The organism is Blautia sp. TM10-2 (assembly GCF_003480845.1).
GTDB classification, from domain to species: domain Bacteria; phylum Bacillota; class Clostridia; order Lachnospirales; family Lachnospiraceae; genus Fusicatenibacter; species Fusicatenibacter saccharivorans.
Genome location: NZ_QUJZ01000005.1, coordinates 101,046 through 126,462, shown reverse-complemented (window position 1 = coordinate 126,462; position 25,417 = coordinate 101,046). Strand labels below are relative to the sequence as shown.

Annotated in this window: 24 protein-coding genes and 1 riboswitch; of the genes, 4 read left to right on the top strand and 20 right to left on the bottom strand. The window is 48.2% G+C overall.

What is annotated here, in order from left to right; genetic code table 11:
- Positions 1-35: 35 nt before the first annotated feature.
- The 5 genes from DXD92_RS06475 to DXD92_RS06450 all read right to left on the bottom strand — a co-directional run bounded on the left by DXD92_RS06475 (position 36) and on the right by DXD92_RS06450 (position 6,714).
- Complete coding sequence (locus DXD92_RS06475; RefSeq protein WP_243001874.1) at positions 36-353, bottom strand: rhodanese-like domain-containing protein; 318 nt, start codon at positions 351-353, stop codon at positions 36-38.
- A gap of 119 nt (positions 354-472) precedes the next feature.
- Positions 473-673, bottom strand: coding sequence for a hypothetical protein (locus DXD92_RS06470; RefSeq protein ID WP_118594600.1), 201 nt, complete (start codon positions 671-673; stop codon positions 473-475).
- A gap of 553 nt (positions 674-1,226) precedes the next feature.
- Positions 1,227-2,591, bottom strand: coding sequence for an alanine/glycine:cation symporter family protein (locus DXD92_RS06460; protein ID WP_022462635.1), 1,365 nt, complete (start codon positions 2,589-2,591; stop codon positions 1,227-1,229).
- A gap of 209 nt (positions 2,592-2,800) precedes the next feature.
- Positions 2,801-2,891: riboswitch (glycine riboswitch) on the bottom strand.
- Between the two features lie 311 nt (positions 2,892-3,202).
- Positions 3,203-4,912 (bottom strand): ABC transporter ATP-binding protein, encoded by a 1,710-nt coding sequence (locus tag DXD92_RS06455; RefSeq protein WP_118594701.1) that lies wholly within the window; start codon positions 4,910-4,912, stop codon positions 3,203-3,205.
- Positions 4,913-4,953: 41 nt separating this feature from the next.
- The gene (locus DXD92_RS06450; protein ID WP_055219704.1) at positions 4,954-6,714 is read right to left on the bottom strand and encodes an ABC transporter ATP-binding protein; all 1,761 of its coding nucleotides are present in this window, start codon (positions 6,712-6,714) and stop codon (positions 4,954-4,956) included.
- Between the two features lie 137 nt (positions 6,715-6,851).
- Here DXD92_RS06450 and DXD92_RS06445 point away from each other — a divergent pair, with 137 nt between their 5' ends.
- The gene (locus DXD92_RS06445; protein WP_118594599.1) at positions 6,852-7,709 is read left to right on the top strand and encodes a LysR family transcriptional regulator; all 858 of its coding nucleotides are present in this window, start codon (positions 6,852-6,854) and stop codon (positions 7,707-7,709) included.
- A 76-nt stretch (positions 7,710-7,785) separates the two neighbouring features.
- On the opposite strand, the gene DXD92_RS06440 is transcribed toward DXD92_RS06445, so the two are convergent.
- Positions 7,786-9,027, bottom strand: coding sequence for an Nramp family divalent metal transporter (locus DXD92_RS06440; protein WP_118594598.1), 1,242 nt, complete (start codon positions 9,025-9,027; stop codon positions 7,786-7,788).
- A 216-nt stretch (positions 9,028-9,243) separates the two neighbouring features.
- On the opposite strand from DXD92_RS06440, the gene DXD92_RS06435 reads away from it, so the two are divergent.
- Complete coding sequence (locus DXD92_RS06435; protein WP_022462640.1) at positions 9,244-9,726, top strand: hypothetical protein; 483 nt, start codon at positions 9,244-9,246, stop codon at positions 9,724-9,726.
- Between the two features lie 282 nt (positions 9,727-10,008).
- Here the strand turns inward: DXD92_RS06435 and DXD92_RS06430 are convergent, their stop codons facing one another.
- The 8 genes from DXD92_RS06430 to DXD92_RS06400 form a co-directional block, all read right to left on the bottom strand.
- Complete coding sequence (locus DXD92_RS06430; RefSeq protein WP_117804221.1) at positions 10,009-11,391, bottom strand: uracil-xanthine permease family protein; 1,383 nt, start codon at positions 11,389-11,391, stop codon at positions 10,009-10,011.
- A gap of 80 nt (positions 11,392-11,471) precedes the next feature.
- Positions 11,472-12,131 (bottom strand): TatD family nuclease-associated radical SAM protein, encoded by a 660-nt coding sequence (locus DXD92_RS06425; RefSeq protein WP_022462642.1) that lies wholly within the window; start codon positions 12,129-12,131, stop codon positions 11,472-11,474.
- Complete coding sequence (locus DXD92_RS06420) at positions 12,131-12,967, bottom strand: pyridoxamine kinase (RefSeq protein WP_118594597.1); 837 nt, start codon at positions 12,965-12,967, stop codon at positions 12,131-12,133. The genes DXD92_RS06425 and DXD92_RS06420 overlap by 1 nt, the downstream gene beginning before the upstream one ends.
- A gap of 187 nt (positions 12,968-13,154) precedes the next feature.
- Positions 13,155-13,364 (bottom strand): hypothetical protein, encoded by a 210-nt coding sequence (locus DXD92_RS06415; protein WP_118594596.1) that lies wholly within the window; start codon positions 13,362-13,364, stop codon positions 13,155-13,157.
- On the bottom strand, positions 13,313-13,525 hold the full coding sequence (locus DXD92_RS19650; protein WP_416388408.1) for a beta-galactosidase trimerization domain-containing protein: 213 nt from the start codon (positions 13,523-13,525) through the stop codon (positions 13,313-13,315). The genes DXD92_RS06415 and DXD92_RS19650 overlap by 52 nt, the downstream gene beginning before the upstream one ends.
- A 25-nt stretch (positions 13,526-13,550) precedes the next feature.
- Complete coding sequence (locus DXD92_RS19185) at positions 13,551-13,682, bottom strand: hypothetical protein (RefSeq protein ID WP_256372457.1); 132 nt, start codon at positions 13,680-13,682, stop codon at positions 13,551-13,553.
- 186 nt (positions 13,683-13,868) lie between these two features.
- Positions 13,869-14,792, bottom strand: a complete 924-nt coding sequence (locus DXD92_RS06405; RefSeq protein WP_055219683.1) for a SufB/SufD family protein — start codon at positions 14,790-14,792, stop codon at positions 13,869-13,871.
- Positions 14,792-15,523: an ABC transporter ATP-binding protein gene (locus DXD92_RS06400; protein ID WP_055227049.1), complete on the bottom strand. Its 732-nt coding sequence runs from the start codon at positions 15,521-15,523 to the stop codon at positions 14,792-14,794. The genes DXD92_RS06405 and DXD92_RS06400 overlap by 1 nt, the downstream gene beginning before the upstream one ends.
- A 230-nt stretch (positions 15,524-15,753) precedes the next feature.
- Between DXD92_RS06400 and DXD92_RS06395 the strand changes: the two genes are divergently transcribed.
- Positions 15,754-16,410: an SDR family NAD(P)-dependent oxidoreductase gene (locus tag DXD92_RS06395; RefSeq protein WP_118594594.1), complete on the top strand. Its 657-nt coding sequence runs from the start codon at positions 15,754-15,756 to the stop codon at positions 16,408-16,410.
- Positions 16,411-16,528: 118 nt separating this feature from the next.
- On the opposite strand, the gene DXD92_RS06390 is transcribed toward DXD92_RS06395, so the two are convergent.
- Entirely contained in the window at positions 16,529-17,335 is an 807-nt protein-coding gene (locus tag DXD92_RS06390; protein ID WP_055227053.1) for a class I SAM-dependent methyltransferase, read from the bottom strand.
- 68 nt (positions 17,336-17,403) lie between these two features.
- Positions 17,404-18,048, bottom strand: a complete 645-nt coding sequence (locus tag DXD92_RS06385) for an L-2-amino-thiazoline-4-carboxylic acid hydrolase (RefSeq protein WP_118594593.1) — start codon at positions 18,046-18,048, stop codon at positions 17,404-17,406.
- A 586-nt stretch (positions 18,049-18,634) separates the two neighbouring features.
- Between DXD92_RS06385 and DXD92_RS06380 the strand changes: the two genes are divergently transcribed.
- Positions 18,635-19,567 (top strand): AEC family transporter, encoded by a 933-nt coding sequence (locus tag DXD92_RS06380; RefSeq protein WP_118594592.1) that lies wholly within the window; start codon positions 18,635-18,637, stop codon positions 19,565-19,567.
- 64 nt (positions 19,568-19,631) lie between these two features.
- Here the strand turns inward: DXD92_RS06380 and DXD92_RS06375 are convergent, their stop codons facing one another.
- From DXD92_RS06375 to rhaB, 4 genes are all read right to left on the bottom strand, one after another.
- Entirely contained in the window at positions 19,632-21,314 is a 1,683-nt protein-coding gene (locus DXD92_RS06375) for an AAA family ATPase (RefSeq protein ID WP_118594591.1), read from the bottom strand.
- A 210-nt stretch (positions 21,315-21,524) separates the two neighbouring features.
- The gene (rhaD, locus tag DXD92_RS06370; protein ID WP_055265851.1) at positions 21,525-22,346 is read right to left on the bottom strand and encodes a rhamnulose-1-phosphate aldolase; all 822 of its coding nucleotides are present in this window, start codon (positions 22,344-22,346) and stop codon (positions 21,525-21,527) included.
- 45 nt (positions 22,347-22,391) lie between these two features.
- Positions 22,392-23,813, bottom strand: coding sequence for an arabinose isomerase (locus DXD92_RS06365; protein WP_118594590.1), 1,422 nt, complete (start codon positions 23,811-23,813; stop codon positions 22,392-22,394).
- 34 nt (positions 23,814-23,847) lie between these two features.
- Positions 23,848-25,248, bottom strand: coding sequence for a rhamnulokinase (gene rhaB, locus DXD92_RS06360; RefSeq protein ID WP_117804236.1), 1,401 nt, complete (start codon positions 25,246-25,248; stop codon positions 23,848-23,850).
- Positions 25,249-25,417: the final 169 nt, after the last annotated feature.

Here is a 25,417-nt window from a genome sequence, read left to right as displayed (position 1 = left end):
CGCTTGACAAGAAGAAATGTTGGATTGCCGCCCCCTTACAGTTCTTCTCCCGCCACCAGATATCGTCCGCGGTATGCATGCATTCCGCCGATGACCGTTTTGACCTCGTATCCGTTCTCCGCCAGCCGCTTTCCCTCCGCCATGCTCGCGGCACCCCGCTCACAGCAGATCACAAGAATTTTGTCCCGCGGCAGACAGACCCGTTCGAGCAGATGGTCATAGGGAAGATTCACCGCTCCTTTCACATGCCCTTTTTCGTATTCCCGCCGGCTCCGCACATCGATGATCATCGCCCACGGTTTTCCCACGTACCAGTCCAGCTGGTCTGCCGCCAGCAGTGTCATGCCTGCCATATCCTGGTCCCCCTCTCCGGATCTGACTTTCTCTCCTGTTTTATATGTATGCAGAAACCGGCGGCAGAGTCCGTATGGGACCCTCCGCCGGCTTTTTCTGCTGGAATCCCAAGGTTTACTTAGTATTTTTCATACTCATCCTTCTCGTCCTGCTCCCGGTTCTGCTGACCGTAGGATGACATCTCACGGTCTTTCACATGATTGCAGTCTCTGCTGTTCTTCTTGTTTTTGCTGTATTCGCTTTTCTCGTATCCGTTTTTGCTGTACTCGTTTTTGCTGTATTCATTTTTGCTGTATTCATTTTTGCTGTTTCTGGTCATAATCTTGTTTCCTCCTGAATGTTTTTTTGTCCTGCGACATCCTTTAGTATCGCTTTTTCCGCGCAGATTATGCATCCAGAACCCTGTTTTTCCACGGTATCTGTTCCAAAGTGGGGAATGCAAGCCCAAAAATACAGTGTTTTTCCTGCTTTCGGACCACTGCTTTCCAAATTGTGGTAATTTTTTCCAACTTTTGAATTTCGATGTTGCTTTTTCCCGTTATCTGTATTATAATCAATTTTGTAAAAGAATTTACCCTTCATAAATTTTTTTACAATTAATAACCCCTTATTAATTATTTATACTCCCCTTGAAAGATCGGTAGCTCCCCTGCCGGTCTTTCTTTTTGCAATTATTCAGAGCCATGCAAAATTTCAAGAAGAACTGTGAGTCATGCTCGCATGAACGAACAGTTCTTCTTGAAATTTTATATGGCGAGAAGCCACATCGAGATGCAGCGCAGCGGAATCGAGATGTGGCTCTGAATAATTGCAAAAAGGAGGAAAGTCTGCATCAGCAGACTTTCCTCCTTTTTCCCGTTCTGTATATATGATTAGAATTCTACTTTTTCACCTTTTGCCGCTTTTGCTACGGTTCCTGCGAGGACGATCAACGCCATGAGGTTTGGAATTACCATCAGGCCGTTAAAGAGGTCTGACAGGTTCCATACGAGATCCACTTTCAGCAGAGAGCCGAGGAAAACGAACACAACGACGATCAGCGAGAACGGAACGACTGCTTTCTTTCCGAACAGATACTGTACGTTCTGTCTTGCGAAAAAGTACCATCCGACGATGGTCGAGAATGCAAAGAACAGAAGACAGATCGCTACGAACGCCGGTCCGAAGCCTTTGAGGCCGGTTCGGAATGCCGCCTGTGCGACCGGGGTTCCTTTAACACCGGTACTCATCATCTCTTCCAGAACGCCGGAAGAAAGAATAACGAGAGCGGTCATGGTCAGGACAACGAAGGTATCAATAAAGACACCGATCATCGCTACTTCACCCTGATCCTCCGGGTTCTCGACATCGGCAATCGCATGGGCATGCGGGGTGGAACCCATACCGGCTTCATTAGAGAAGAGGCCTCGGGCAACACCGTAACGCATGGCTTTCCGCACGGTAATACCGGCTGCTGCACCAAATACGGCGTCCGGACGGAATGCACAGATAAAGATCGAAGCAATCGCTGACGGCACATGCTGGATGTTGATCAGAATAACAACAAGGGCTCCGACGAGATACAGTGCTGCCATCACCGGAACAACTTTTTCGGTGAAGGATGCGATACGGGAGATACCTCCGATGAAAATGAATGCGGCGAGAACGGCTACAATCACACCCATCACCCATTTCGGTACGGAAAATGCGGTGTAGAACGCATCACTGATGGAGTTCGACTGTACCATATTTCCCATAAAGCCAAGCGCCAGAATAACGGCTACGGCAAAGAAGCCTGCCAGTGCTTTTCCAAACGTTCCCTTGAATGCGTGGGTAATGTAGTAAACCGGTCCTCCGATGACTTCTCCGTTCTCATCGCGGCGTTTGGAGATCTGCGCGAGATACGCCTCGCCGTAGATCGTTGCCATGCCGAAGAACGCAGCAAGCCACATCCAGAAGATGGCTCCCGGGCCGCCGGATACGAGTGCGGTCGCACATCCTGCGATGTTTCCGGTTCCGACCTGTGCGGCGATCGCTGTTGCAAGCGCCTGGAAGGAAGTCATGCCGTCTTTTCCGGCCTTCTTACCCTTTAACGAGAAACCGCCGAAGACGCGGTTCCACGCGGTCTTAAACTTTCTTACCTGTACAAAGCGGGTCCGAACAGAGAAATAAACTCCCGTACCTACCAGCAGAAACAGCAGTACGCTGTTCCAGAGCACATCACTAATCTGCGCAATTGCCTGATTCAATGCATCCATTTTCTTTTCTCCCTTTCCATTCGACGTATGGTCTGAACGATGTGGATCACACATCCGCACCGTTTTGAGAAAAAAAATACCATCTCCTGCGGGACTTTTCCTGCAGAACATGGCTCTGATTGAAAAATACAGCAAAAAACCGCGCTTCCGGAATTTTTTCGTTTCTGCGCACCGCTTTTTTTGTTCCGCGGCTGTTCTTCTTCTGTATCTTTTTTGACTCTGTCCTTTTGCCTGAGAGATTCTGCATCGCTGCATTGCACCTTCGGCACTCTTTTCAAGAGCTTCTCCAGAGACCACTCCGTTTTTAGTCCTCGCCGTCTCCCGTCCGTTCTTGTTTTAAGAAGAGAACCAGCACCTGAAAGTTTTACTTCTTCGGTCGTGCACCTTTCAAAAATTAAATTTCCAAAGGCTCTCCGCACATTTTCTAAAAACTTCTACGTCTTTTTTTATTTTTGTAAAACTATAGCACCTGTGATAGGATTCGTCAATACCCCATGCCGTATTTTTTTCAGAATATTGCAAAAACATATAAAAAATCAGCAGATCTGCGCGCGCACGCCTCAAAATCGCATGCGCGGCACAGATCTGCTGTTCTCTTTTCCAAATATCTTTTATGACGCCTGGAACTGGCTGTTGTACAGATTGTAGTAGAAGCCTTTCTTCTCAAGAAGCTCCTCATGGCGTCCCTGCTCGATAATCTTTCCGTCTTTCATGACGAGGATCAGCGAAGCATTGCGGATCGTGGACAGACGGTGGGCAACGACGAAACTCGTTCTGCCCTGCATCAGCTTGTCAAACGCCTCCTGAACCTGCAGTTCGGTACGGGTATCGATGCTGGAGGTCGCCTCGTCGAGGATCAGCATCGGCGGCAGGCAGAGCATGACACGGGTGATACAAAGAAGCTGTTTCTGCCCCTGGCTGATGCTGTCTTCGCTGAGAACCGTGTCAAGTCCCTTCGGCAGACGCTTGATAAACTCCCAGCTGTGTGCCTCTTTGGCCGCATTGATGATCTCCTCTTCCGTCGCATCCGGCTTTCCGAAGCTGATGTTGTCGCGCACGGTTCCCTGTTTGATCCAGGTATCCTGCAGCACCATACCAAAGCAGCTGCGGAGCGCATGGCGGGACAGTTCGTCGATCGGCTTTCCGTCGATGCAGACCTTTCCGGCATCGACATCATAGAAGCGCATCAGCAGGTTGATAAACGTCGTCTTTCCGCATCCGGTCGGGCCGACAATGGCAACACGCATGCCCGGCTGTACGTCAAGATTAAAGTTCTCGATCAGTTTTTTCTCTTTGTCATAACTAAATGCTACATCATCGATCGTCACATTTCCCGTCACGGTACCGATCATTCCGGCCGGGTCTGCACTCTCCTCTTTCTCTTCCAGAAGAGCAAAGATACGGCCTGCGCAGGCAAGCGCGTTCTGCATCTCGGTGATAACGGAACTGATATCATTGAACGGTTTCATATACTGGTTTGCGTACGACAGCAGAACGGAAAGTCCGCCGACAGTCAGCGCACCGCCCGGGATCATGAAAGCTCCCACAAGGGCAACACCGGCATAGATCACGTTGTTGACAAAACGGGTAGACGGGTTCGTTAAGGAACTGTAGAACACGGCCTGCTGGCTGTATTTCTGCAGATCTTTGTTGATCTCTGCAAAACGCTCGGAAGCTTTTTCCTCATAGCCGAACGCTTTGACTACTTTCTGGTTTCCGATCATCTCATCGATGAGTGCGGTCTGTTTTCCTCTCGTCTCACTCTGTTTCTGGAACATTTTGAACGAGCGGCCGGAAATAAATTTTGCCACGAAGAAGCTCAGAGGTGTCAGGCAGATCACAAGAAGGGTGATCCATACGTTCTTCGAGAACATGAAAAACAGTGTCACAATAATGGTTACGATGCCGGAGAACAGCTGCGTAAAGCCAAGCAGAAGACCGTCCGATAAGATATCGGTATCTGCGATAACACGGCTTACGATGTCTCCGGAGCTGTGCTGATCCAGATAGGACAGCGGCAGCACCTGGATATGACGGATCGCCTGGGAACGAAGGTCGCGCACGATGCGGTACGTCATACGGTTGTTGATCAGGTTCATGATCCATGCGGAAAGTGCGGAAACGAGGGTAAAGAATACGATTCGTTTCAGATAGAACCACATCTCCGGGAAATTGACCTGGTGGGCTGCAACGACCTCATCGATCGCATCGCCGAACAGGATCGGAATATAAAGCTGTAAAATAACGGTAACCGCAGCCAGGACAATACTAAGGCCTAAGAAAATTTTATAATTTCCGATAAACGCCATCAGCTTTTTCATGACCTGCATGCCGCTTTTTCCGGACTTGTTTTCTGTCTTTTTCATGCGATCACCCCGCTTTCGTTGTTATAAGCTGCACGCTCTTCCGGGAACTGGGAGAAGTAAATCTCGCGGTAAACCTCGCAGGTTTTCATCAGCTCGTCGTGTGTGCCGTTTCCTTCGAGCGTACCATTTCCAAGGACGAGGATCTGGTCTGCCTGACGGATGCCGGCGATTCGCTGGGATACGAGGAAGGTTGTCGTGTTTCCTTCGAGATTGTGGACGGCTTTGCGGAGTTTTGCATCCGTTGCAAAGTCAAGCGCACTCGAGCTGTCGTCCAGAATCAGGATTTCCGGTTTTTTTACCAGCGCACGCGCAATAGAAAGACGCTGTTTCTGTCCGCCGGAGAGGTTCTTTCCATTCTGCTCCAGCATAAAATCGAGCTGATCCTGTTTGCCTTCTACGACTTCTTTCGCCTGGGCTGTGGTGAGCGCCTCCCAGATTTCTGCATCGGTGGCGTCCTCTTTGCCCCACTTCATATTGTCGCGGATGCTGCCTTTAAAGAGCACTGCTCTCTGCTGAACAACACCGACTTTATTGCAGAGCTCTTCTTTCGTGTAATTCTTTACATTCTCGCCGTCTACCATGACGTCACCGCTGGTCGCATCGTAGAAACGGGAAATCAGGCTGACCAGCGTCGATTTTCCGCTTCCGGTACCGCCGATGATTCCGATGGTCTGTCCGCGTTTTGCGGTAAAGCTGATATCCGATAAGCTCTCTGCGCCGGCTCCTGCATAGGTGAAGCTGACATTTTTAAATGTAACAGCTGCATCGCCAGTTACTTTCTTTGCAGCGCCGCCTTTTGCCGGGTAGTTCATGGTTGTCGGAACCGCCAGTACGCCGGAGACACGCTCTGCACAGGCAACGGATTTGTTTAAGGTGATGATGAGCGATGCCAGTTTGATCAGTTCCACGATGATCTGCAGCATGTAGTTGTAAAGTGCGACAACCTGTCCCTGCTGCATACTGCCGATGTTAACCTGAAGGCCTGCCTGCCAGATCAGGACAACGGCTGCGATGTTGATGAGGACATAGGTCAGCGGATTTAACAGTGCGGAAATTTTTCCGACAAACTCGTTCAGACAAGTCAGCTCATCGTTGCTCTTTTCGAAATCGGCAACAGACTGCTCCTCACGGCAGAACGCACGGATGACACGGACACCGTTCAGATTTTCTCTTGTCATTCCGGTGACGCGGTCGAGTGCCGCCTGTACCTTTTTGAACAGCGGGATGCTGACCAGCATAATGCCGAATACAGCAACGAACAGGATCGGAATAGTAACCAGGAATACGATGGCACATTTTACGTTGACGGTAAATGCCATCACAACGGAACCGAATACGATAAACGGACTCCGCAGCAGCAGACGCAGACCCATGTTGATTCCGTTCTGCACCTGGTTGATATCGTTGATCAGACGGGTGATCAGCGTATCGGTTCCAATGGTATCCAGCTCCGTAAAGGACAGAGCCTGGATGTGATCAAAGACCGCCTGGCGAAGCTCGGTTGCACAGCCGACGCTCGCTTTTGCCGCGAAATACTGCGCGGTGAAGCTGCAGCAAAGTCCGACTGCCGCCATCAGAACGAGGATTCCAAAACGGCTGACGATGTACGGACGGTTATTGCCTGCGATACCCACATCGATGATCTGGGCAACAACCATCGGCACCAGAAGGTCGAATACGACTTCCAGAAGCTTGAACAAAGGAGCGATGATGCTCTCTTTTTTGTAGTGCTTCAAGTAGACTCCAAGACTTTTCATCTTCTTTTTCACTCTCCATTTCTTTGTTTCTTGACATTGACAGTATAATCTCATATGATTAATACGAATAGTATTGTTTTTATAGCTTAGTGATATAATTTTAATATCATAGATAATTTCACGAAAGGAAGTCTCTTATGGAACTGCGCCAGCTTGAATATTTCCGCGTCATCGCCGAAACCGAAAGTATTCACGAGGCCGCCCGCCGCCTCAACATGTCCCAGCCGCCGCTCAGCTACCAGTTAAAACAGCTCGAAACGGAACTGAACGTCATCCTGTTTGAACGCACCCGCCAGGGTGTCCGTCTGACGGAGGCCGGAAAACTGCTGTACGACCGCTCCGCCAGCCTGCTCGAGTACGTGAAATCGACGGAGCTTGAGGTCGCAAAGGTCGGCAAAAAGCGGGTTCTCCGACTTGGCATCACACCGACCACAGTTGCGACAATCATGCCGTGTGTCTCGCTTTTTTCCCGCCGCAATCCCGACGTCAACTTCGAAGTACATGACGGCATCACCTACACCCTGTACCGCTATCTGATGGACGGCATCATTGATATTTCCATTGCCCGCACGCCGCTGCGGCTCGATGATGTCGACTATAAAATTTTAAGCTCTGAACCTATGATTGCCGTTTCTTCCAAAGATATGCTTCCCGAGAAGAACGGAGCGCTAAAACTTTCGGACCTTTTAAATATTCCACTTATCATCTACCGCCGGTACGAGGCACTTATCATGGATGCATTCCACTCGCGCGGCATGGAACCGGATCTCTTCTGTGTCTGCGACGATCCCCGCGGCGCGATGCTCTGGGCAAAGGAAGGCCTTGCTACTGCCATTTTCCCGCAGTCCATGAGCTCTCTCTGCCAGGGACTCCGCATCCAGCCGCTCGCAGAAAGCGACCTGGAAACGCAGATCGCCGTGATCTGGAAAAAGGGGCGGAAACTCTCTCCGCTTCTGCAGGACTTTGTCGATGCCTGCATGGAGAGCATATTATAATAGAAGAAGTCCGCTGCGCCGGTCTCTTTTTCAGGGAGCAGCGCAGCGGACTTCTTTTTTTTATTTCTCATTCTTTTTACTGCACAAACAGCAGCGCGATATTCAGCAGTGTCACAATCACCGCAATCGCAAACAGGGCAATTTTCAGCTGCAGACTGTTCGCGTATTTTCCCATGACTTTTTTCGAGGACGTCAGATAAATCTGTGTAAATACCGTAATCGGGAGCTGCATTCCAAGGAACATCTGTGAATAGAGAAGGCCCTGGAACGGGGAATCAATCAGAAGAATGACCGCTGCGGCCGGGATCATGGTAAGAAGGATTCCCCAGCGTGTCTCCTTACTCTTGATCTCATACGGCTTGTTAAAAATCCCCGAAAAAATCGTTCCGCCCGCCATTCCCGCGGTGATGCTCGATGAAATTCCGGCGAGCAGAAGCGCTGCTGCAAAAATCACCGATGCGGCATTTCCAAGGAGAGGTGTCAGCATCTTTCCCGCCGTTGCGAGATCATCCACCTGCTTTGCATTCTGCGGCTGGAAAAACGTTGCGGCCGCCATCAGGATCATTGCACTGTTGATGGCCCATCCGATGATCATGGAAAACAGGGTGTCTTTGAACTCATACTTTAACTGGCGCGCAATCACCTCATCATCCTCAAGATTCCACTGGCGGCTCTGAATAATTTCCGAGTGGAGAAACAGGTTGTGCGGCATGACGACCGCACCGAGGACGCTTAAGATGACCGGCATTGAGTGCTCTGGAAACGACGGTTTTACCCAGCCGACAGCCGCCTGCGCCCAGTCGATATCGGCGATCCAGACCTCGAAGAGGAACGAAAAGCCGATCAGCGAGACAAACACAATGATCAGTTTTTCAATCCGTTTGTAAGCACTTGTAAACTCACAGATCAGAACCAGCACGAGAATCATCATGCTGCCGAGCTTGATCGGAATGCCGAACAGCATCTGGAGCGCAATCGCACCGCCGAGGATCTCCGCCATTGCGGTCGCCACCGCTGCCATCATCGCCGTCGCAAGAATCGTGTTTTTCAGCCACGCAGGCAGATAGAGGCTCGCCGCCTCCGAGAGGCACTTTCCCGTGACAATGCCGAGATGCGCCGCATTGTGCTGCAGAAAAATCAGCATGATCGTGGACAGGGTGACCATCCACAGAAGCTCGTAGCCGTAACCCGATCCGGCGGCAATGTTGGATGCCCAGTTTCCCGGGTCGATAAAACCGACCGTGACAAGAAGTCCCGGGCCGAGATAGCGGAGAAAATTCATGCCCGCCGTCTCTTTTCGTTTTCGATTTTGTTTCATATTCTTTCCTTTCTGACAATTTGATGCGGAACCGGCCCATCCAGGACCGGCAGAAATCGTTTTGTTGTGGTTTTGGCTGCTTTAGTTAGTTACAACTAACCGCATTGTACATGGGATTTTTCAAAAAGTCAAATCCTGTTTTCTCTTTCTTGTGCTTCACCGTCCGCTGTGCTACAATAAAACTGCTTATTTTGAACTAAAAGGAGAATTTTTATCATGATACGACTTGCCGTCCCGGAGGATTTTACTTCGCTCATGTCAATCTATGCGTACGCCCGCTCTTTTATGCAGGAAACCGGAAATCCGAATCAGTGGGGAAACCATTTTCCGCCGGAGGAGCTGATTCACAACAGAATCCGTGACAAACAGCTTTTTGTCCTGGAAGAAAACGGCACGCTGCACGGCGCGTTTGCCTTCATCATCGGTGAGGATCCGACGTATCTGCAGATCGACGACGGCTCCTGGCTCTCCGATGCGCCGTATGGCACGATCCACCAGGTTGCCTCAGACGGAACAATCCACGGATTTTTCTCCCAGATCGTCGATTACTGCTGGACACAGATCCCGCACCTGCGCGTCGATACGCATACGGACAATCAAATCATGCAGCATCTGATCCAGAAAAACGGATTTGAACGGCGCGGCATCATCTACGTACTGAACCACTCTCCGCGGATTGCATTTGAGCGCGTAAAATAAAACACCAAACGAAAACACCGGATCGTCACCGCTTCGCAGACTTTTCAGCCGCGGAATCACCGTTGGATCCAGGTAATATAAGGATCCGACGACCTGTCCCATCATCCCCTTTTTCGATCTTTCGTGTGTCATTTTTTTACCAACCTTATATCTTCTTACCCTCCAATATACACTTGCCCGTACCGAAATGCAAAGAAAATCCGCTTTTTCCCCTCTGTTTCTGCACATTCCTTTGTGCAGAATACAGATGCAGAAAAAACGGATTTTCTTTTGCATTTTTCTTTATGCGTGGATTCCTCTGTTCTCGTCTCCGGTCTCGTTTACGCCGAATTCGTAATCGTTGCCCGGCAGAATCATGTTCAGCAGGATTCCTGCGATGGCTGCAATGGCAAGTGCAGTCAGGGTGACGGTCGTTCCGCCGATCGTAAAGGAGAGACCGTTGCTGAAGCCCAGTCCGCAGACAAAGATGACGCCCGCAATAATCAGGTTTCTTGATTTCGTCAGGTCTACCTTGTTCTCAACCACGTTGCGCACACCGATGGCAGAAATCATACCGTACAGCATGAAGCTGACGCCTCCGATGATGGAGGACGGCATGGTGCTGATGAGTGCCGATACCTTCGGAATGAAGCTGACGATAATCGCAAAGACTGCGGCAATACGGATGACTCTCGGGTCATGTACGCGGCTCAATTCCAGAACGCCGGTGTTCTCGCCGTACGTCGTGTTGGCCGGTCCGCCGATGAAACCTGCCATTGCGGTTGCAAGACCATCACCGAGCAGGGTTCTATGCAGGCCCGGATCAGAAAGGAAGTTCTCTCCTACGGTTGCAGAGATCGCCGACATATCGCCGACATGCTCCATCATAGTCGCGATCGCGATCGGTGCCATGATCATAATGCTGGTCAGATCGAATTTGCAGAGCTGCAGCGGCGGAAGTCCGACGATGCCTGCCTGTGCAACCGGCGCAAAGTTGATGATCACGGATCCGTCCGGATTTTTGATGCCGAGTGCATTCAGGACAACTGCCACAGCGTAGGCAATCACAACGCCCATCAGAATCGGAATGATTTTGAGCATTCCTTTTCCCCAGATGTTGAAAATGATGATGACTGCCAGCGCAACCAGTGCCAGGAACCAGTTCGTCGAAGCATTATTAATGGCGGAACCAGCAAGGCTGAGGCCAATGCAGATGATAACCGGACCTGTGACAACCGGCGGCAGGTAGCGCATCACGCGTTTGACGCCGACCATGCGGATGATCAAGGCAAAAATCAGGTACAGAAGACCTGCTACCACAATACCTCCGCAGGCATAGGCTGCCTTGTCGTTGACACTCATGCTGGCATATTTTCCGGTATTCAGGTTTGCAACAGCGGCGAAACCGCTTAAGAATGCAAACGAAGAACCAAGAAATGCCGGTACTTTAAATTTCGCGCACAGATGAAACAGCAGGGTTCCAAAGCCGGCGCAGAACAGTGTGACGGATACGGTAAGACCGCGGGACGGCCCCTCGCCGCATGCGTCTACAAAGTAGCTGTTTACCAGAATCGGCACCAGAATGGTTGCACCGAACATGGCAAACATGTGCTGCAATCCGAGAATCAGCATTTTAGGAATACCGAGCTTTCTCGCATCGCGGATGACTCCATTAGACTCGTTCATACGTCTCTCCCTCTCTTTTGTTTTTCTTTCCCATTATAGGCGTTATGTCGTTCAAATACAAGCGAAAGATTGCGGGCCTCTCAATTTTCAAACGGGCGGACACGTAAAGTAACTCCTAAGGTATCGCAGATCTCCTGGCACTTCTGAATTTTCTCCTCTGGCATGACTTTCTCGACAACCGTCATCACAACATTCGGCACATACTGTTTGGAAAGAACCGCAAACTCCTTGATCGCCTCGTACGACTGGATGCCGAATTTCGACCGCGTGAGCTCCAGAAATTCCTTTTCATCCGGCGCGTTTAAGGAAATCGAGACGGTATCGAATCTTCCCTTTAATTCCGGGGTGACATCTCTTCCATAGATCAGGTTGGCAAGACCGATCGTATTCAGACGCACTTTCAGGTTCGGATACGTTTCTTTTAAGGAATCGATCACCCGACAGACATCCTCAAGCCGCTCAAGCGGTTCTCCGAAGCCGCAGAAGACCAGTTCATTGATCACGTTCAGATCGTACTGTGCGAACAGCTCCAGCATCGTCTCAACGGATGGCTCGCCCTCTTTTAACCACAGTGTATTTCCCTCCTGCTGCTGTTTCGTCTGGCGCAGACAGAACACACAGCTGCACGGGCATTTGTTTGTCATGTTGACATAGACATTTTTTCCGGTAAGATCGCCGCTCTTTGCAAGGTCGAGATACCCTTCCTCGCCGACGGCTCCGGTTACAGTATATAAATACATTACGCTTCCTCCGTTAAGTCCTTCATAAACATTTCAAAGCAGAGTCCCCAGTAGCTCGGCACTTCGTTTTCTTCGCAGTAGCGGATGCATTTCGATACGTAATCCGCCGCCTTTTTCACCGACTCGTACAGGCTGTGGCCGTTCAGATACATGCCTGCGATAATTGCCGCAATGACATCTCCCGTACCGCTCCGGTCGCCGCCGATGCGGTCTACCATGACAATCTGGAAGTCTTCGCCTTTGTTATAGATAAAGTTGGCAATCTGCGTCTGGTTAAAGTGGATGCCCGTCACCACGATGTGTTTCGGTCCCCGCTTTGCCAGTTTTCCGCACATCTCTTTCAGCTCCTCAATCGAAGCCCCGTTCTCCGGATACGGCGCATCGATCAGTGTGCAGAGCTCTGTCAAGTTCGGCGTGATGATATCCGCGTAGTGAACCAGTTCTTTCATCTTTTCGCACATCTCTTTCGTGTACGTCCGATACAGCTTCCCATAGTCTCCCATGACCGGATCGACGATGACAAAGTTGCGGTCCGTCTTAAAATGGCGGATAAAATCAAGCACGATATCCACCTGCTGTTCCGATCCTAAGAAGCCGGTCGAGATCGCATCGAAATCGAGCTTCAGATCCTTATAGGTCTGAATGTAATCCTTCATCCGGTCAGTATAATCATCAAAGTAATACGTCGGAAACTGCGTGTGTGCTGAGAGAATTGCGGTCGGAACTGCCACCGCCTGAATCCTCAGCGCCGACACGATCGGCGCCATCACAGCCGTCGAGCACCGTCCAAAGCCTGTCAGATCGTTAATCAGCGCTATTTTTTTCTGTTTTTCCATGTTGTTCTCCTCTTTTTTTCAGGATGCCTCCGCATCTGTTTCATGTCTATTTTTGCACACTCGCGTCTTATTTACAAGTTTTTTCCGCACAAAAAGAAAAGGGGCTGTCGGGAAATAGACAGCCACGTATGTAAAATGATCGGATAACTGAATTTTGTCTTTTTTCTGATTCATTTCTGCTCTCTCTTTAAAGTTTTTCCGTCTCCTCGCGCAGCGCTGCCGTCAGCTTTCTTGTCATCTCAAGATAGCTGTTCAGCTCTTCTACCGAAAGTTTTCCATATGCACGGATCTCTGCCCCGCGCAGCCGGTCCGTCGTATTTTTCTCCAGTTCCCGTCCGGCATCCGTCAGCAGAATCCTCTTTTTGTTCCGCGTTCCCGGGATGAGCTCGAGCTCCACAAGGCCTTTCTGTGCCAGTCCCGCATCACCTGCTCCATCAGAAGCTTCGTGATCTTCTCTTCCAGGCCGCAGCCCACGTAATACAAAGTTCCCCTGCTGGTCTGTTTTCTCGTCACAGCTGCGAATTCCAAATAGAACGCATCCGCGTAATGGAACAGCACTTCCGCATCCTGCACCTGAATGATATCACGGAAGAAACTCTGTATGTCTTACCAGTCCCTGATCGTTAATGCCGAACGCATAGCTGTTGGATCTGGTCTGCAGCAGGAAAATATTTTCGGAATGATTGATCACAATACCCATTTTCGCTTTCCCCATTTCTCTATCTTGTATCTTTCCTTTTTTCAACAGTACAAATTTATCATATGTTAAAAGTCAAAATATTTTACTTTTTATTTTAGTAAAATTTACTACCTGCTTTTGTGAAAAATGCACAAAAAGAGGTATCTCCATCTATGCAGACTGGAAATGCCTCTTTTTTGTTCTCTTGTTTCCTTTTTTTCTTCAGCTCAGGAAGTTTTCAATAATGACGTTTTCCGCCTCCGCTTCCGTCATGCCGAGCGTTCTGAGTTTCAACAGCTGCTCGTCATTGATCCGTCCGATCGCCGCCTCGTGGATGATTGCCGCATCCACATGCTTTGCCTGGATCTCCGGAATAGATCCGACCTGGGCGTGATCCATGATGATAGAATCGCACTGGATATGGGCGTGGCATTTGTTTTTGCCGACTGCCTTCGGATGGAAGACCTGGGAGGAATTGCCCTTTCCGACAGAACGTGAAATAATCTGTGCGGAAGAACCGCTTCCGTTCATACATACTTCAATATCCGACTCTGCCTTCTGGTCACCGTCTGTCATCAGACGTTCGAGCACGAACAGTTTGGAGTTTGCATCCATCACAACATTCGTCGTACGAATTGTTGAGTCAACGCCCTTAATCTGTACGGTATCCAGCGTAAAAACGGAATTTTCTCCGATTTCAATATTTGTCACCGGGTTCAGAATCCGCTGTCCCGTTCCGTTTCCCTCTCCGTAATGCTTTTCCTCGTAGCGCACGTTGGCATTTTTTCCTACATGGAACGTATGGATACCGTCGTGCCGGCTGTCGTTGCAGCCGCCGTTGTGGATACCGCAGCCCGCTACAATCGTAACATCGGCGCCGTCCGCAACGTAGAAATCATTGTAAACAAGATCCGTCATACCGGAAACGCTGACGACAACCGGGATAAATACTTTTTCGCCTTTTGTCTCGCCGTCAATCAAAATATCAATGCCCGGCTTATCCTCTTTTTTGCGGATTTTGATATGTTCACTGTCACCGTGGCAGAGCGGAATGCCGTTCTGGCGGAGATTGTATGCCCCTTTCTGCTCAAATCCCTCGCTGATCTGATTTAATACGCCCTGGGTTGTCTCATCTACCTGTACCATCAGCATGTGCCTCCTTCCTGGCCGCACATCCGGCCTGTTTTCTGCTGGAACAGGGTCGGCAGTACGTCTTCCTTTGTACCGTATTCTTTCACCTGGCCGTCCTCGATCACCATGATCTTGTCTGCCATCTGGATAATGCGTTCCTGATGGGAAATGAGGATCAGACATTCTTTCTTCTCTTTGTGGATTTCTTCAAACCGTTTGATCAGCATGGAAAAGCTCCACAGGTCAATGCCGGCCTCCGGCTCATCGAAAATGCTGACCTTATGCGGTTTTGCAAGAACCGTTGCGATCTCCAGACGCTTCATCTCTCCTCCCGAGAGCGTACCGTCCATCTGGCGGTTCAGGTAATCGGCAGAGCAGAGTCCGACAGCGGAGAGGAGTTTACAGCTCTCGGCTTCCGTCAGTTCTTTTCCGGCTGCCAGCGACAGCATTTTTTTCACCGTCATTCCTTTAAAACGCGGCGGCTGCTGGAATGCATAGCCGATGCCGGCGTTTGCACGGTGGTCAATATCATAACCGGTAATATTTTCCTCATCCAGGAAGATTTCTCCGCCATTGGCGTCCTCAATTCCTGCAAGCACTTTGGCCAGCGTTGATTTTCCGCCACCGTTCGGTCCGGTAATCACCAGCATTTCCCCGTCCTTTACCTCAAAACTGATGTGGTTGACGAGGCAGCGTTTTCTTCCCTCTTCGTTTACTTCAAAGGTAAGATTGTCTACTTTCAGCATATTTGCACCTCTTTTGTTTTCACTCTTTGCAGGGATAATCCCCCTTTCAAAAACTCTACTCCTTCTCCTAAAATCTGTCAATTATTTGTTGTGGTTTTGAGAGACTCTTTTGTTTTATGCAGTGATTTTTCCCGTAACATTTTCTTTTCCTGCATTCTTTTTCGTTTCTTCTGGATCGCATGCTGTGTTTGCGGTATAATGAGGGTAATATTTCATCGGGAGGTTATCGTATGCGTGTACTTATTACAGGAACCAGCTCCGGAATCGGAAAGGCGATTGCGGAGAAATTTTTAAAAGAAGGCTTTGATGTTACCGGATTTGACCGGAAGGAGGCTTCGATCAGCCAGGATTCGTATACTCATTTCTGCCTTGATATCCGCGCCAAAGAACAGTATCCGGCACTTGCGCCTTTTGATATTGTCATCAACAACGCCGGTGTGCAGAACGAGGATGATATTGATATCAATTTAAAGGGAACCATCGCAATCACGGAGGCGTACGGAATTCATGACACCATCCGCGCCATCCTCATGATCGGCTCGGCCAGCGGCCATACCGGAGCTGAATTTCCGGAATACACCGCAAGCAAGGGCGGTGTGCTCGCCTACACGAAAAACGTGGCACTCCGCATTGCACCGTATGGCGGAACGTGCAACAGCCTTGATTTCGGCGGCGTACTGACCGAGTTGAATCTGCCTGTCACAGAAGACCAAAAGCTCTGGGATCATATCATGGAGCTGACGCCGCTGAAACGGTGGATGACCGTCGAGGAAGCAGCGGACTGGGCGTATTTTATGACCGTGACGAACCGGTTCTGCACGGGACAGAATATTCTGATTGACGGCCTTGAGGCGGGGAATGCACATTTTGTGTGGCCGGATGAATGATTTGTTAATTTCCTGCACAAACAAAAAACAGGTTCCCTGCACGGAAGCTTTTTGAGCTTTTCCGCTGCCGGGCTGCCTGTTTCTTTTCATTTCTTTTCATTTCTTTTCATTTCTTTTCTTACGCTTTTTCAAACACCAGAATTTTCTCTGCGAATTTGTGGATGATCGGCATCCACATCACCAGCTTGTAAATGGGATTCAGCGTTTCCATACCGCGGGCGATGTTGTCGTCTTTTACTTTTCGGAAACCGGCGGCAATGTCGCCCAGGTCTGCAAAGCTGTTCGCACCCCAGGTAAACGTCGCGCCCGTCGCCTGAATAGATTTTTCGATGTTTTCTTTCTTTACAAAGTACGGGCACAGCGTTTCCATGCAGACGTAGGCATTGTCGAAATGATCGCGGATGATGGCGAGCATCATTCTGACCTCATCCGCTTTCATGTACATGGTCAGACCTTCGATAATGAAAAGCATTTTGCCCCGCACTTTTACCTGATCGGCCCATGCCGGGTCGAGCACGGAACACGCAATCGTGGAAACACGGCCGGATTCCTGATAGATGGAATCGCGCACCTCAATCGTCTCCGGCAGATCGAGATTGTACCAGGTAATTTTTCCATTATCCATGCGGTAAAACCGTGTGTCCAGACCACAGGCGATGTTGACGACGGTACAATCCGGGTTCTTTCGGATAAAGTCGCTGACCAGCTCATCAAACACAACACTCCGCGCTACGATTCCGCCGCTCATTGCTGTGTCCTTTTTCGCATTGCTGAAATCATAGTCGATGCGGTCAATCAGCTCTTCTGCTTTGGTGTCGCGGAACTTGTTTTTCGGATTTCTGCTGTGCATGGCACGGGCGTAGAAGCACTGCAGCATCGTCTCGGCAGTTCCATTCAGTTTTGGTTTTATTTTTTCATTGCTCATTCTGGGTGATCTCCCTTCTGTGTTTTATATTCTTCGATCCATTTCACCGGTTCCGTCCCGGTCTTATTTTATTTCGGATTTTCCACCTTGTCCCCCACGAACCAGTAATCACAGACCTCACCGCTGCCTGCCAGTGTATGGTCACGGTAGAGCTTCGCGTGCATCAGGGCTGCTGTCTTGTAATCAATGTCGCACATAATCGGCAGCACTTCCAGATAGCCCTCTTTTCGGGCGAATGTGTTCAGGGGACATTGGGTGAAGTGGTAATAAAAACCGTCCTGATGCTTCGTCTCATCAAAATGAAAATCCCACGAATACGCCTTATACTGCGGATGTGCTTCCAGCCAGGCGGCATCCTTATGCATCATCTTCGCAATCCGCGCCATGCCGCTCTTCTTATTCGCATTAATCATCAGGCCCATGGCTTTCAGAAGCGGGAAGGACATCATCTCCTCTGAGATTGTACGCAGTTCATCCACATAAATCTGTTTGTCCGACGCATCCCAGAGCGCAAGAAAAATGAGGCCTTCATAGAGATTCGACGCCATCGGGTTGTCCTTTCCGATATCATCGGCGCGGCGAAGCATGTCGCGGTAGATCTGGTTGGTCTTGCGGAGAAGCTCTGCGGTCTCCTCTTTTCCGTAGCGTTTTAGCAGACTTTTCTTTATTAAAGGAGTCAGCATGTTCCAATATTTGCTGGTGTATTCCATCATGGGCGGGTACCTCCATCTTACTTTTATTAGGATTCACTAACTGGCAGGTGTAAAATTGCCGCCTACAATGTAGAAAAATAGGCGGAATTTTACTTTTCATTATGAGGTTATTATATCACACTTTTTATTACTTTGTTTTAAAATCGCAAAAATTTCTTGACTATAATTCAGCCTTCCTTTATTATAGAAATTAAGAAATGGCCATCCTGCTCTCTGGTAAGCATGGATGGCCACTTCTTATAGCTATTTAATATTTTCGCCAGATCGGGTGATTGCGCTCACCTTCCGGCTGTCTTGTTAAGTATATTATATTGCAATCGTGTAATTTTGTCAAATCAAAATAGCGCCCCTGCTCTGGTAAAGTTAGGCGCTATTTTTAGTTAGAAGCTTTATCCGGCGGTCAGGTGTACACTGACCAACGGCTCTCTTGTCGAATATATTATATGACAGCATTTTCTTTTGGTCAACAGCCATTTTTCTTATATTTTCACCATTATTTCGACCCAAATCTCTCAAAAAGAAATTGAAATCCCCTCTTCTCCACCTTATAATATTTTCTATAAGGCACACATATGGGGAGATTTTTATGACGATCAGTATTCTTCTTGCGCAGCAGATCGCGCAGCTTTTTCTTATGATTTTTATGGGCTTTTTAATCGTAAAAGCCGGACTTTTAAAGGATGAGGACAGCAAAGTTCTGTCGAAAATTGTGCTGTACCTGATCATTCCCTGCGTGATTCTGAATGCGTTTCAGGTCGATTACACGCCGGAAACAGTGCGGGGGCTGCTGGTTGCGTTTGCGGCTTCGCTTCTGATGCAGGTTGTGCTTCTTTTTGCGGTTTCAGCTCTTGGACGGGTGTTTCATTTGGATGCGGTTGAGATAACTTCTGTTTACTACTCCAATTCCGGCAATCTGATTGTGCCGCTTGTGACGGCTGTTTTAGGAGCGGAATGGGTGCTTTACAGCTGTGTTTATATGAGCGTACAGCTTGTCTTTTTCTGGACGCACTGCAAAAAGGTGATCAGCCGTGAGGCTTCCTATGACTGGAAGAAGATTGTTCTGAACCTCAATATTATTTCTATTTTCGTCGGAATTCTTCTTTTTTTCACGGGCATCCGGCTTCCTGCGCTGGTCAACAATACGTTTCATTCTGTCGGAAGCATGGTTGGCCCTGCCAGTATGATTGTTACGGGTATGCTTTTTGCCGGCATGGACTTCCGTCAGATTTTTGCGAATAAACGGATTTACTTCGTGACCTTTCTCCGCCTGATCGCCGTTCCGCTGATGGCGCTTGTTCTCTTAAAACTCAGCCATCTCGCCGACCTTTCCGCTGACGGACCGACACTGATTCTGATCGTTTTTCTCGCCATCATCACGCCATCTGCTTCCACGGTTACCCAGATGTGCCAGGTATACGGCAACGATTCGCGCTATGCCAGTGCCATCAATGTTGTTACTACGCTGGCTTCTATTGTGACGATGCCGCTTATGGTAATGCTGCTTCAGATGGTAATCTAATCACAATTAACAAAAAAACGCTGTCCCGCTTCCCCTTCCAGAGAAGCATTGACAGCGTTTTCTATTACCCAATTAATACCTTTTTCCCTTCAAACGCAAATCCATAATGCCGGATTCTTTCTTTTGGGATTCCCCGTTCTTTCAGTTCCGCGTCGTATTTCTTTATTTCAATCTGCGCCAGTGCTTTTTGTACCGTTTCCTGCAGCGTTTTTTCTTCCGTTTCTTTTACTTTAAATTCCAGAATCATAGCATCTCGATCCAAATTTCTGGGAATTAGAATCACATCGTATCTTCCATACCCACTTTCCCGATTGGAACGCACCTCATAAAGATCTCGCACTTCCACCAGCAGCCCAAGTACAAATCCATGATAAAACCGCTCTGGCTGGCTCCGCTCGGACGCATGTTTTCCAGCATCAAAATTACTAAATGTAGCAAGTGCAATATCATTCATATAGAGGTTCATCGCTTTTACATCCCCATTCAGCAATGCTTTGATAAATTCATTATAATTGGCAGATGCCGCTGCAAACCAGCTTTTGAACATATTCGAAAACATGCTCACAGTCTCCAGATTTGTGATGGAAAGAGAATACCACGGCTCCAGCGTCAGTCCTCTGTATTCAATCTCCTCCACTTTCAGATAACCGCTTGCCACCAACAGACTCCATACCGCACTTTCATCCTGTTCTAATTGTCCAAATATAATCTGCTCATCAAAATTAACTACAATTTGTTGTCTGTTGATCAGTTTTTCCAGTTCTTCCTTCATATTTACCGATGCCGACTGCAGGAGTTTGCTGATCAATCCATTGGAACTTGTAGCTGCCCAGTAGGGCCGCAGTTTTTTCTCTTTCAGATAATTTGTAATAGACCACGGATTGTAAATATCACGATGCGTGCCAAAGCAAAATCCGTCATACCATTGCTTTACCAGCTCTTTCTTTTCCGGCATTCCAAATTGATCTAATGATTGAAATACCTCTTTTTCTGTAAAACCAAAACAGTCTGCATAGGCATCCGATGTTGTTGTAATAACCGTCAGATTATTGAGGTCCGAAAAAACAGATTCTTTGGAAATACGGGTAATTCCAGTCATCACAGCGCGGTCCAGATATGGATTTGTTTTGAACGTCGCATTGAAAAGGCTTCTCATAAATCCGGCAAATTCACCCCAGTATCCATGAATATAGGCTTCCTGCATGGGCGTGTCATATTCATCCAGAAAGATCAAAACTTTTTTTCCATATAAAAGATTCAAATAACTGGAAAGATTTTTTAATGCATCCTGTGCTGTCACATCACTCATTTTTTCTGTAATTTCCAGCATCTGCTGTTTCTCATTTTGCGTAAAGCATTCTTCCTGCTCCAAATACCGATGTTGGCGATAAGCATCTACAATAATATTTTTTATCTTCTGCACTGCATCTTGATAGTTATTCTGTTTTACGTCCGCAAAGCTCAGAAAAATCACCGGATAAGTTCCCTGCAGTCTGCGGTATTTTTCCTGTTTCCAGATGGAAAGCCCTTCAAAGATGGTACCTTTTTCTGCATACTGTCTGGAAAAGAAACAATTCAGCATGCTCATATTCAATGTTTTGCCAAATCTTCTCGGACGTGTGATCAGCGTAATGTCATCTCCACTTTCCCACCATTGTCTGATAAAATCGGTTTTATCAACATAAAAATAATGATTTTCTCGAAGGGAAGCAAAATCCTGCTTTCCTATACTAATCGCTGAAGTCATATTTCATCTTTCCTTTCTGAGCGCAGACACACCAGCATTTTCTGTCTGATAATGAAATGTTCCACTGTTTTCTAATCGATAATCTTATCTTATAGTTTATCAAATTCCGAAAGAAATTAATAGACTTTTTCTTCTGCACAGCAAAAAAATGGCCGTCCCATTCCTCAGTGCAAGGATCAGACGGCCATTTTTCACTATCAGTTTCCAGTTTTATTTCTCATACAAAAACTCTTCCGGAAGTGTTACGCCGAAGTCTTTTGCCAGATGGCGGAATTCATCCGGTGTGATCGTCTGGCGTTTCGTTGGCTGCATAGAAAGTGTTTTTACCAGGATTTCTGCAGATTTTTCTGCGGTATGCATCAGACCGAAGGTCAGGTCAAAATCAAAGCCGGCGGCGAACATGCCGTGGTGTGCCCAGATAGCAAGATCATATTTCTTCATCAGCTCGCTCGTGGCAACGGCGATCTCTCTGCCTCCCGGAACCATCCACGGAACGACACCTATTCCGGACGGGAATACAACAGGACACTCGGTTGCCATCTCCCAGAGTTCGCGGGTAAATACTTTATCTTCCAGCGGCAGAACAAAGGTAAGCGCGATCACGTTGGTGGTATGTGCATGGTACACAACGCGGTATCTTTCGTCCTGAAGTTTTTTTACCTCCAGGTTCATCAGATGGCTCGGAAGCTCTGAGGTCGGACGTCCTCCGTTGACGAGACCCCAGACGATGCGGTAATTTTCACCTTTTTCATCCAGCTCAATCATACAGATGCTGTCTTCCGGTTTGATTGTGACATTTCGGAAATATTTTCCGCTTCCGGTTACCAGGAAATACTCTCCCGCAAGATTTGGAACGGCGGTTCCGATCGGATTCCACTCTCTGGCCTCAAAATTTTCTTTTACCTCTTCAACCTCTTCCGGTTTCACACGGTAAGAAAGGTTTCCGCCGTTTCTCTCATGCCATCCCTGCTCCCAGCCATCATTTGCCATACGGATAAAGCCTTTTACAAATTCTGCATCTAAAAATTTCATGTTATTTCCCTCTTCTTTCTCTCTTTTCTCTTCTTTTATCGGTATTTACCGGCATACAACGTCTACCGGCACATCCAGGATTTTTGCCACTTTCAGAATCGTATCAATATGGTGTCCGACCGCAGCTGCCATATGATGTGTTGGTCCCGCTTCACTCCATCTGTTGCAGAACTCTCTTGCCCCAATAGAGAAACGTGTTCTCATATTGGTATCGCCAAAGGTAAAGATCGGACCATCCTCATTGACACCCTCTGCAGCAACAAATTTAAAGTGACCGTCTTTATCCTGCGTAATTCCAAGGTATGTAACATCGCCAACCGGCGGATAAAACTGCGTCAGATATCCGCCGCCCGTCTTGCCATGAAAGACATCAACGATTTTCATAGACGGTTTTCTCACCTGCGAAATATCAGCATCTCCCGATCCGGAGTGACCAATAATACAGATATCCTCATTGAAATCGATCGAATACATCTCAGAAAGCTGACCGGTTCCGGCGATTGTTTTCAGAATGCTCATTGCCATTGCAACTTTCATATCACCCTCTACGGCACAGGCTGTACCCTGTTTGATCAGCATGGAAAATGCCGGAATCAGCATGCTGTCCAGTTTTCCGGCAACCCCTTTTGCAAAGCCGTCATAATGGGATGCCACCATGCCAAGCTCTTCTTTTTTCACCCACTCTTCAAATGCAACGACATATTTTGCCATATCCCATACGGTCTCTACCGTTGCACCGCCCTCGATGTCAAAGGTATCCAGAATCTCCTCTGCCTTGGCGCGGATTGCGGCCTCATCTGTAACAGGATCCGCGATTGCCCATATTTTCTCCCAGTCGAACTGTTTCGTATAAAGTCCCATCCGGTTGTAAAGATTGGTTTCATCGATATACAGGTCCATCATTCCCGGATATGGTCTTCCGATCTGGGCAATATTGGTGTAGCGGAATCTTCTGCGTACCTGGGCTGCCCGGCACCACTCGTCGATTTCCTTTGCCACGTAAGCATCTCCGCCTTCTACAACACCGGTGATAACGGCATGACGTTTTCCTGCACGCTCCAGATCGGCTACCATCTCACCGACTGCTCCACAGGCATACAGCTCACCGAGCCATTTTGGCGTATCGGTATTCGCATAATCCGGTGCTTTCCGTTTCTGCACATTCACAAGTACAACCGGCACATTCAGGTCACGGACTGCCGGGAGCATATTGTAGCTGGTCGCGTAGGTCAGAAGCTGTAAAATAACAAGATCTACATCCGCTGCACGAAACTTATCTCCTGCTTCCATCGATAATTCTTTCGTTGTAACGATTCCACCATCGATCATTTCAACGGTATCCGGAATCGTCTTTTTGAACGCATCATACTGTGCCTCAAATTCCGGAACCAGCGTCGGGAACTGCGGCAGATATGCACCCAGTGCGATTGCAAATACACCTACTTTTGCTTTTGTTTCAACTAACATGTTCTTTGCCCCTTTTAACCTTTCGTCTCATTTTTTATGGCTCATATTGTTTGATTTCGAAGGAATGGAAAATACAGTTTCTCGCATCTTTCAAATTGCTGCATTCTTTTCCGGTGATCATCTGTACCGCCAGATTTCCGATGGCAGTTGCCTCGGTCGGTCCCGCCAGCACGGTTCTTCCGGTCTTTTCTGCTGTCAGCCGGTTCAGATAACCGGCATTGGCGCCGCCGCCTACGACATGAATAGTTCGGTACCGGCAGCCTGTTTTTTCTTCCAGTTCTTTTAATGTCTTTGCATAGCATACTGCCAGGCTGTTATAGATCACTGCTGCAACCTCTGCAATTCCCTGCGGTATCTGCTGGCCACTTTCTTCACATGCCTTCTGTACCTCGGCTGTCATATGTTCCGGTGCAAGGAAACGATCGTCGTTTGCATCCACGATAGATGGGATGGTGCATTTCGATGCCATTTCGCAGATCGTTCCAAAGCTTAAATCTTCTGCGATTTCTTTTTTCACAGACTGGACCATCCACAGACCCATGATATTTTTCAGGAAACGGTATTTTCTGTTGTAGCCGCCCTCATTGGTAAAATTGTGCTGCATAGCTTCTGTTCCGCAATCGGCCTCTTTTAATTCTGTTCCCATCAGAGACCAGGTTCCAGAGCTGATGTAGAGTACATGTTCCTCATTGCTTGGCACAGCGACTACTGCGGAGCCTGTGTCGTGTGTTGCGGGAAGAACAATCTCACAGTCGAAGCCGACCTGCTCCTGAATTTCTTTTTTCAGACGACCGATCACAGTCCCCGGTTCACGGATCGGCAGGAAGATTTTCTCCGGGTATCCCAGTTTTTGAATCATCTCCCTGTTCCAGTCCCCGGTTTCCGGATTGACGAGCTGGGTCGTTGTTGCATTTGTGTATTCCTGCGCTTTCACGCCGGAAAGCAGGAAATTCAGGTAATCCGGAATCATCAGCAACGTCTCTGCTTTTTCCAGCTGTTCCGGTTTTTTCTTCTTCCACGCCATAAGCTGATAAATACTGTTAAAAATCTGTTTCTGAATGCCGGTCGATGCATAGAGTTCTTCCTCCGGCACCGTGCGATAAACCTCCTCATCCATTCCTTTCGTGCGGTCATCGCGATAAGCAACGGCATTTCCGATCCGCTGATCATCCTTGTCCAGAAGGACAAAATCAACTGCCCATGTATCAATTCCGACACTCACCGGGATCTTTCCAAGTTCTCTGCATTTTTTCATTCCGGCCAACACGGCTTCAAAGAGTGCCTCGATATCCCACACCTTCTCACCGTCCCGTTTCTGCATTCCATTCGGGAAACGGTAAATTTCCTCGAGAACCATTTTCCCATCTTCCATATGCCCGAGAATATGCCTTCCGCTGGATGCTCCTATATCAATTGCTAAATAATATCTTTTCATACCCTTCCTCCATTTTCTGTCTCTAATTATAGATAACTTTATGTGGTAAAAAAAGAACACGCTTTGTCTAAAAAAGTGTCCTTATTTGCACTATAACGATGTCATTGATCGTATCCATCTGCATCCGTTCGCTCTTCTTCTCCTTCAGCCGCGCCGGAGTTTTTGCTCC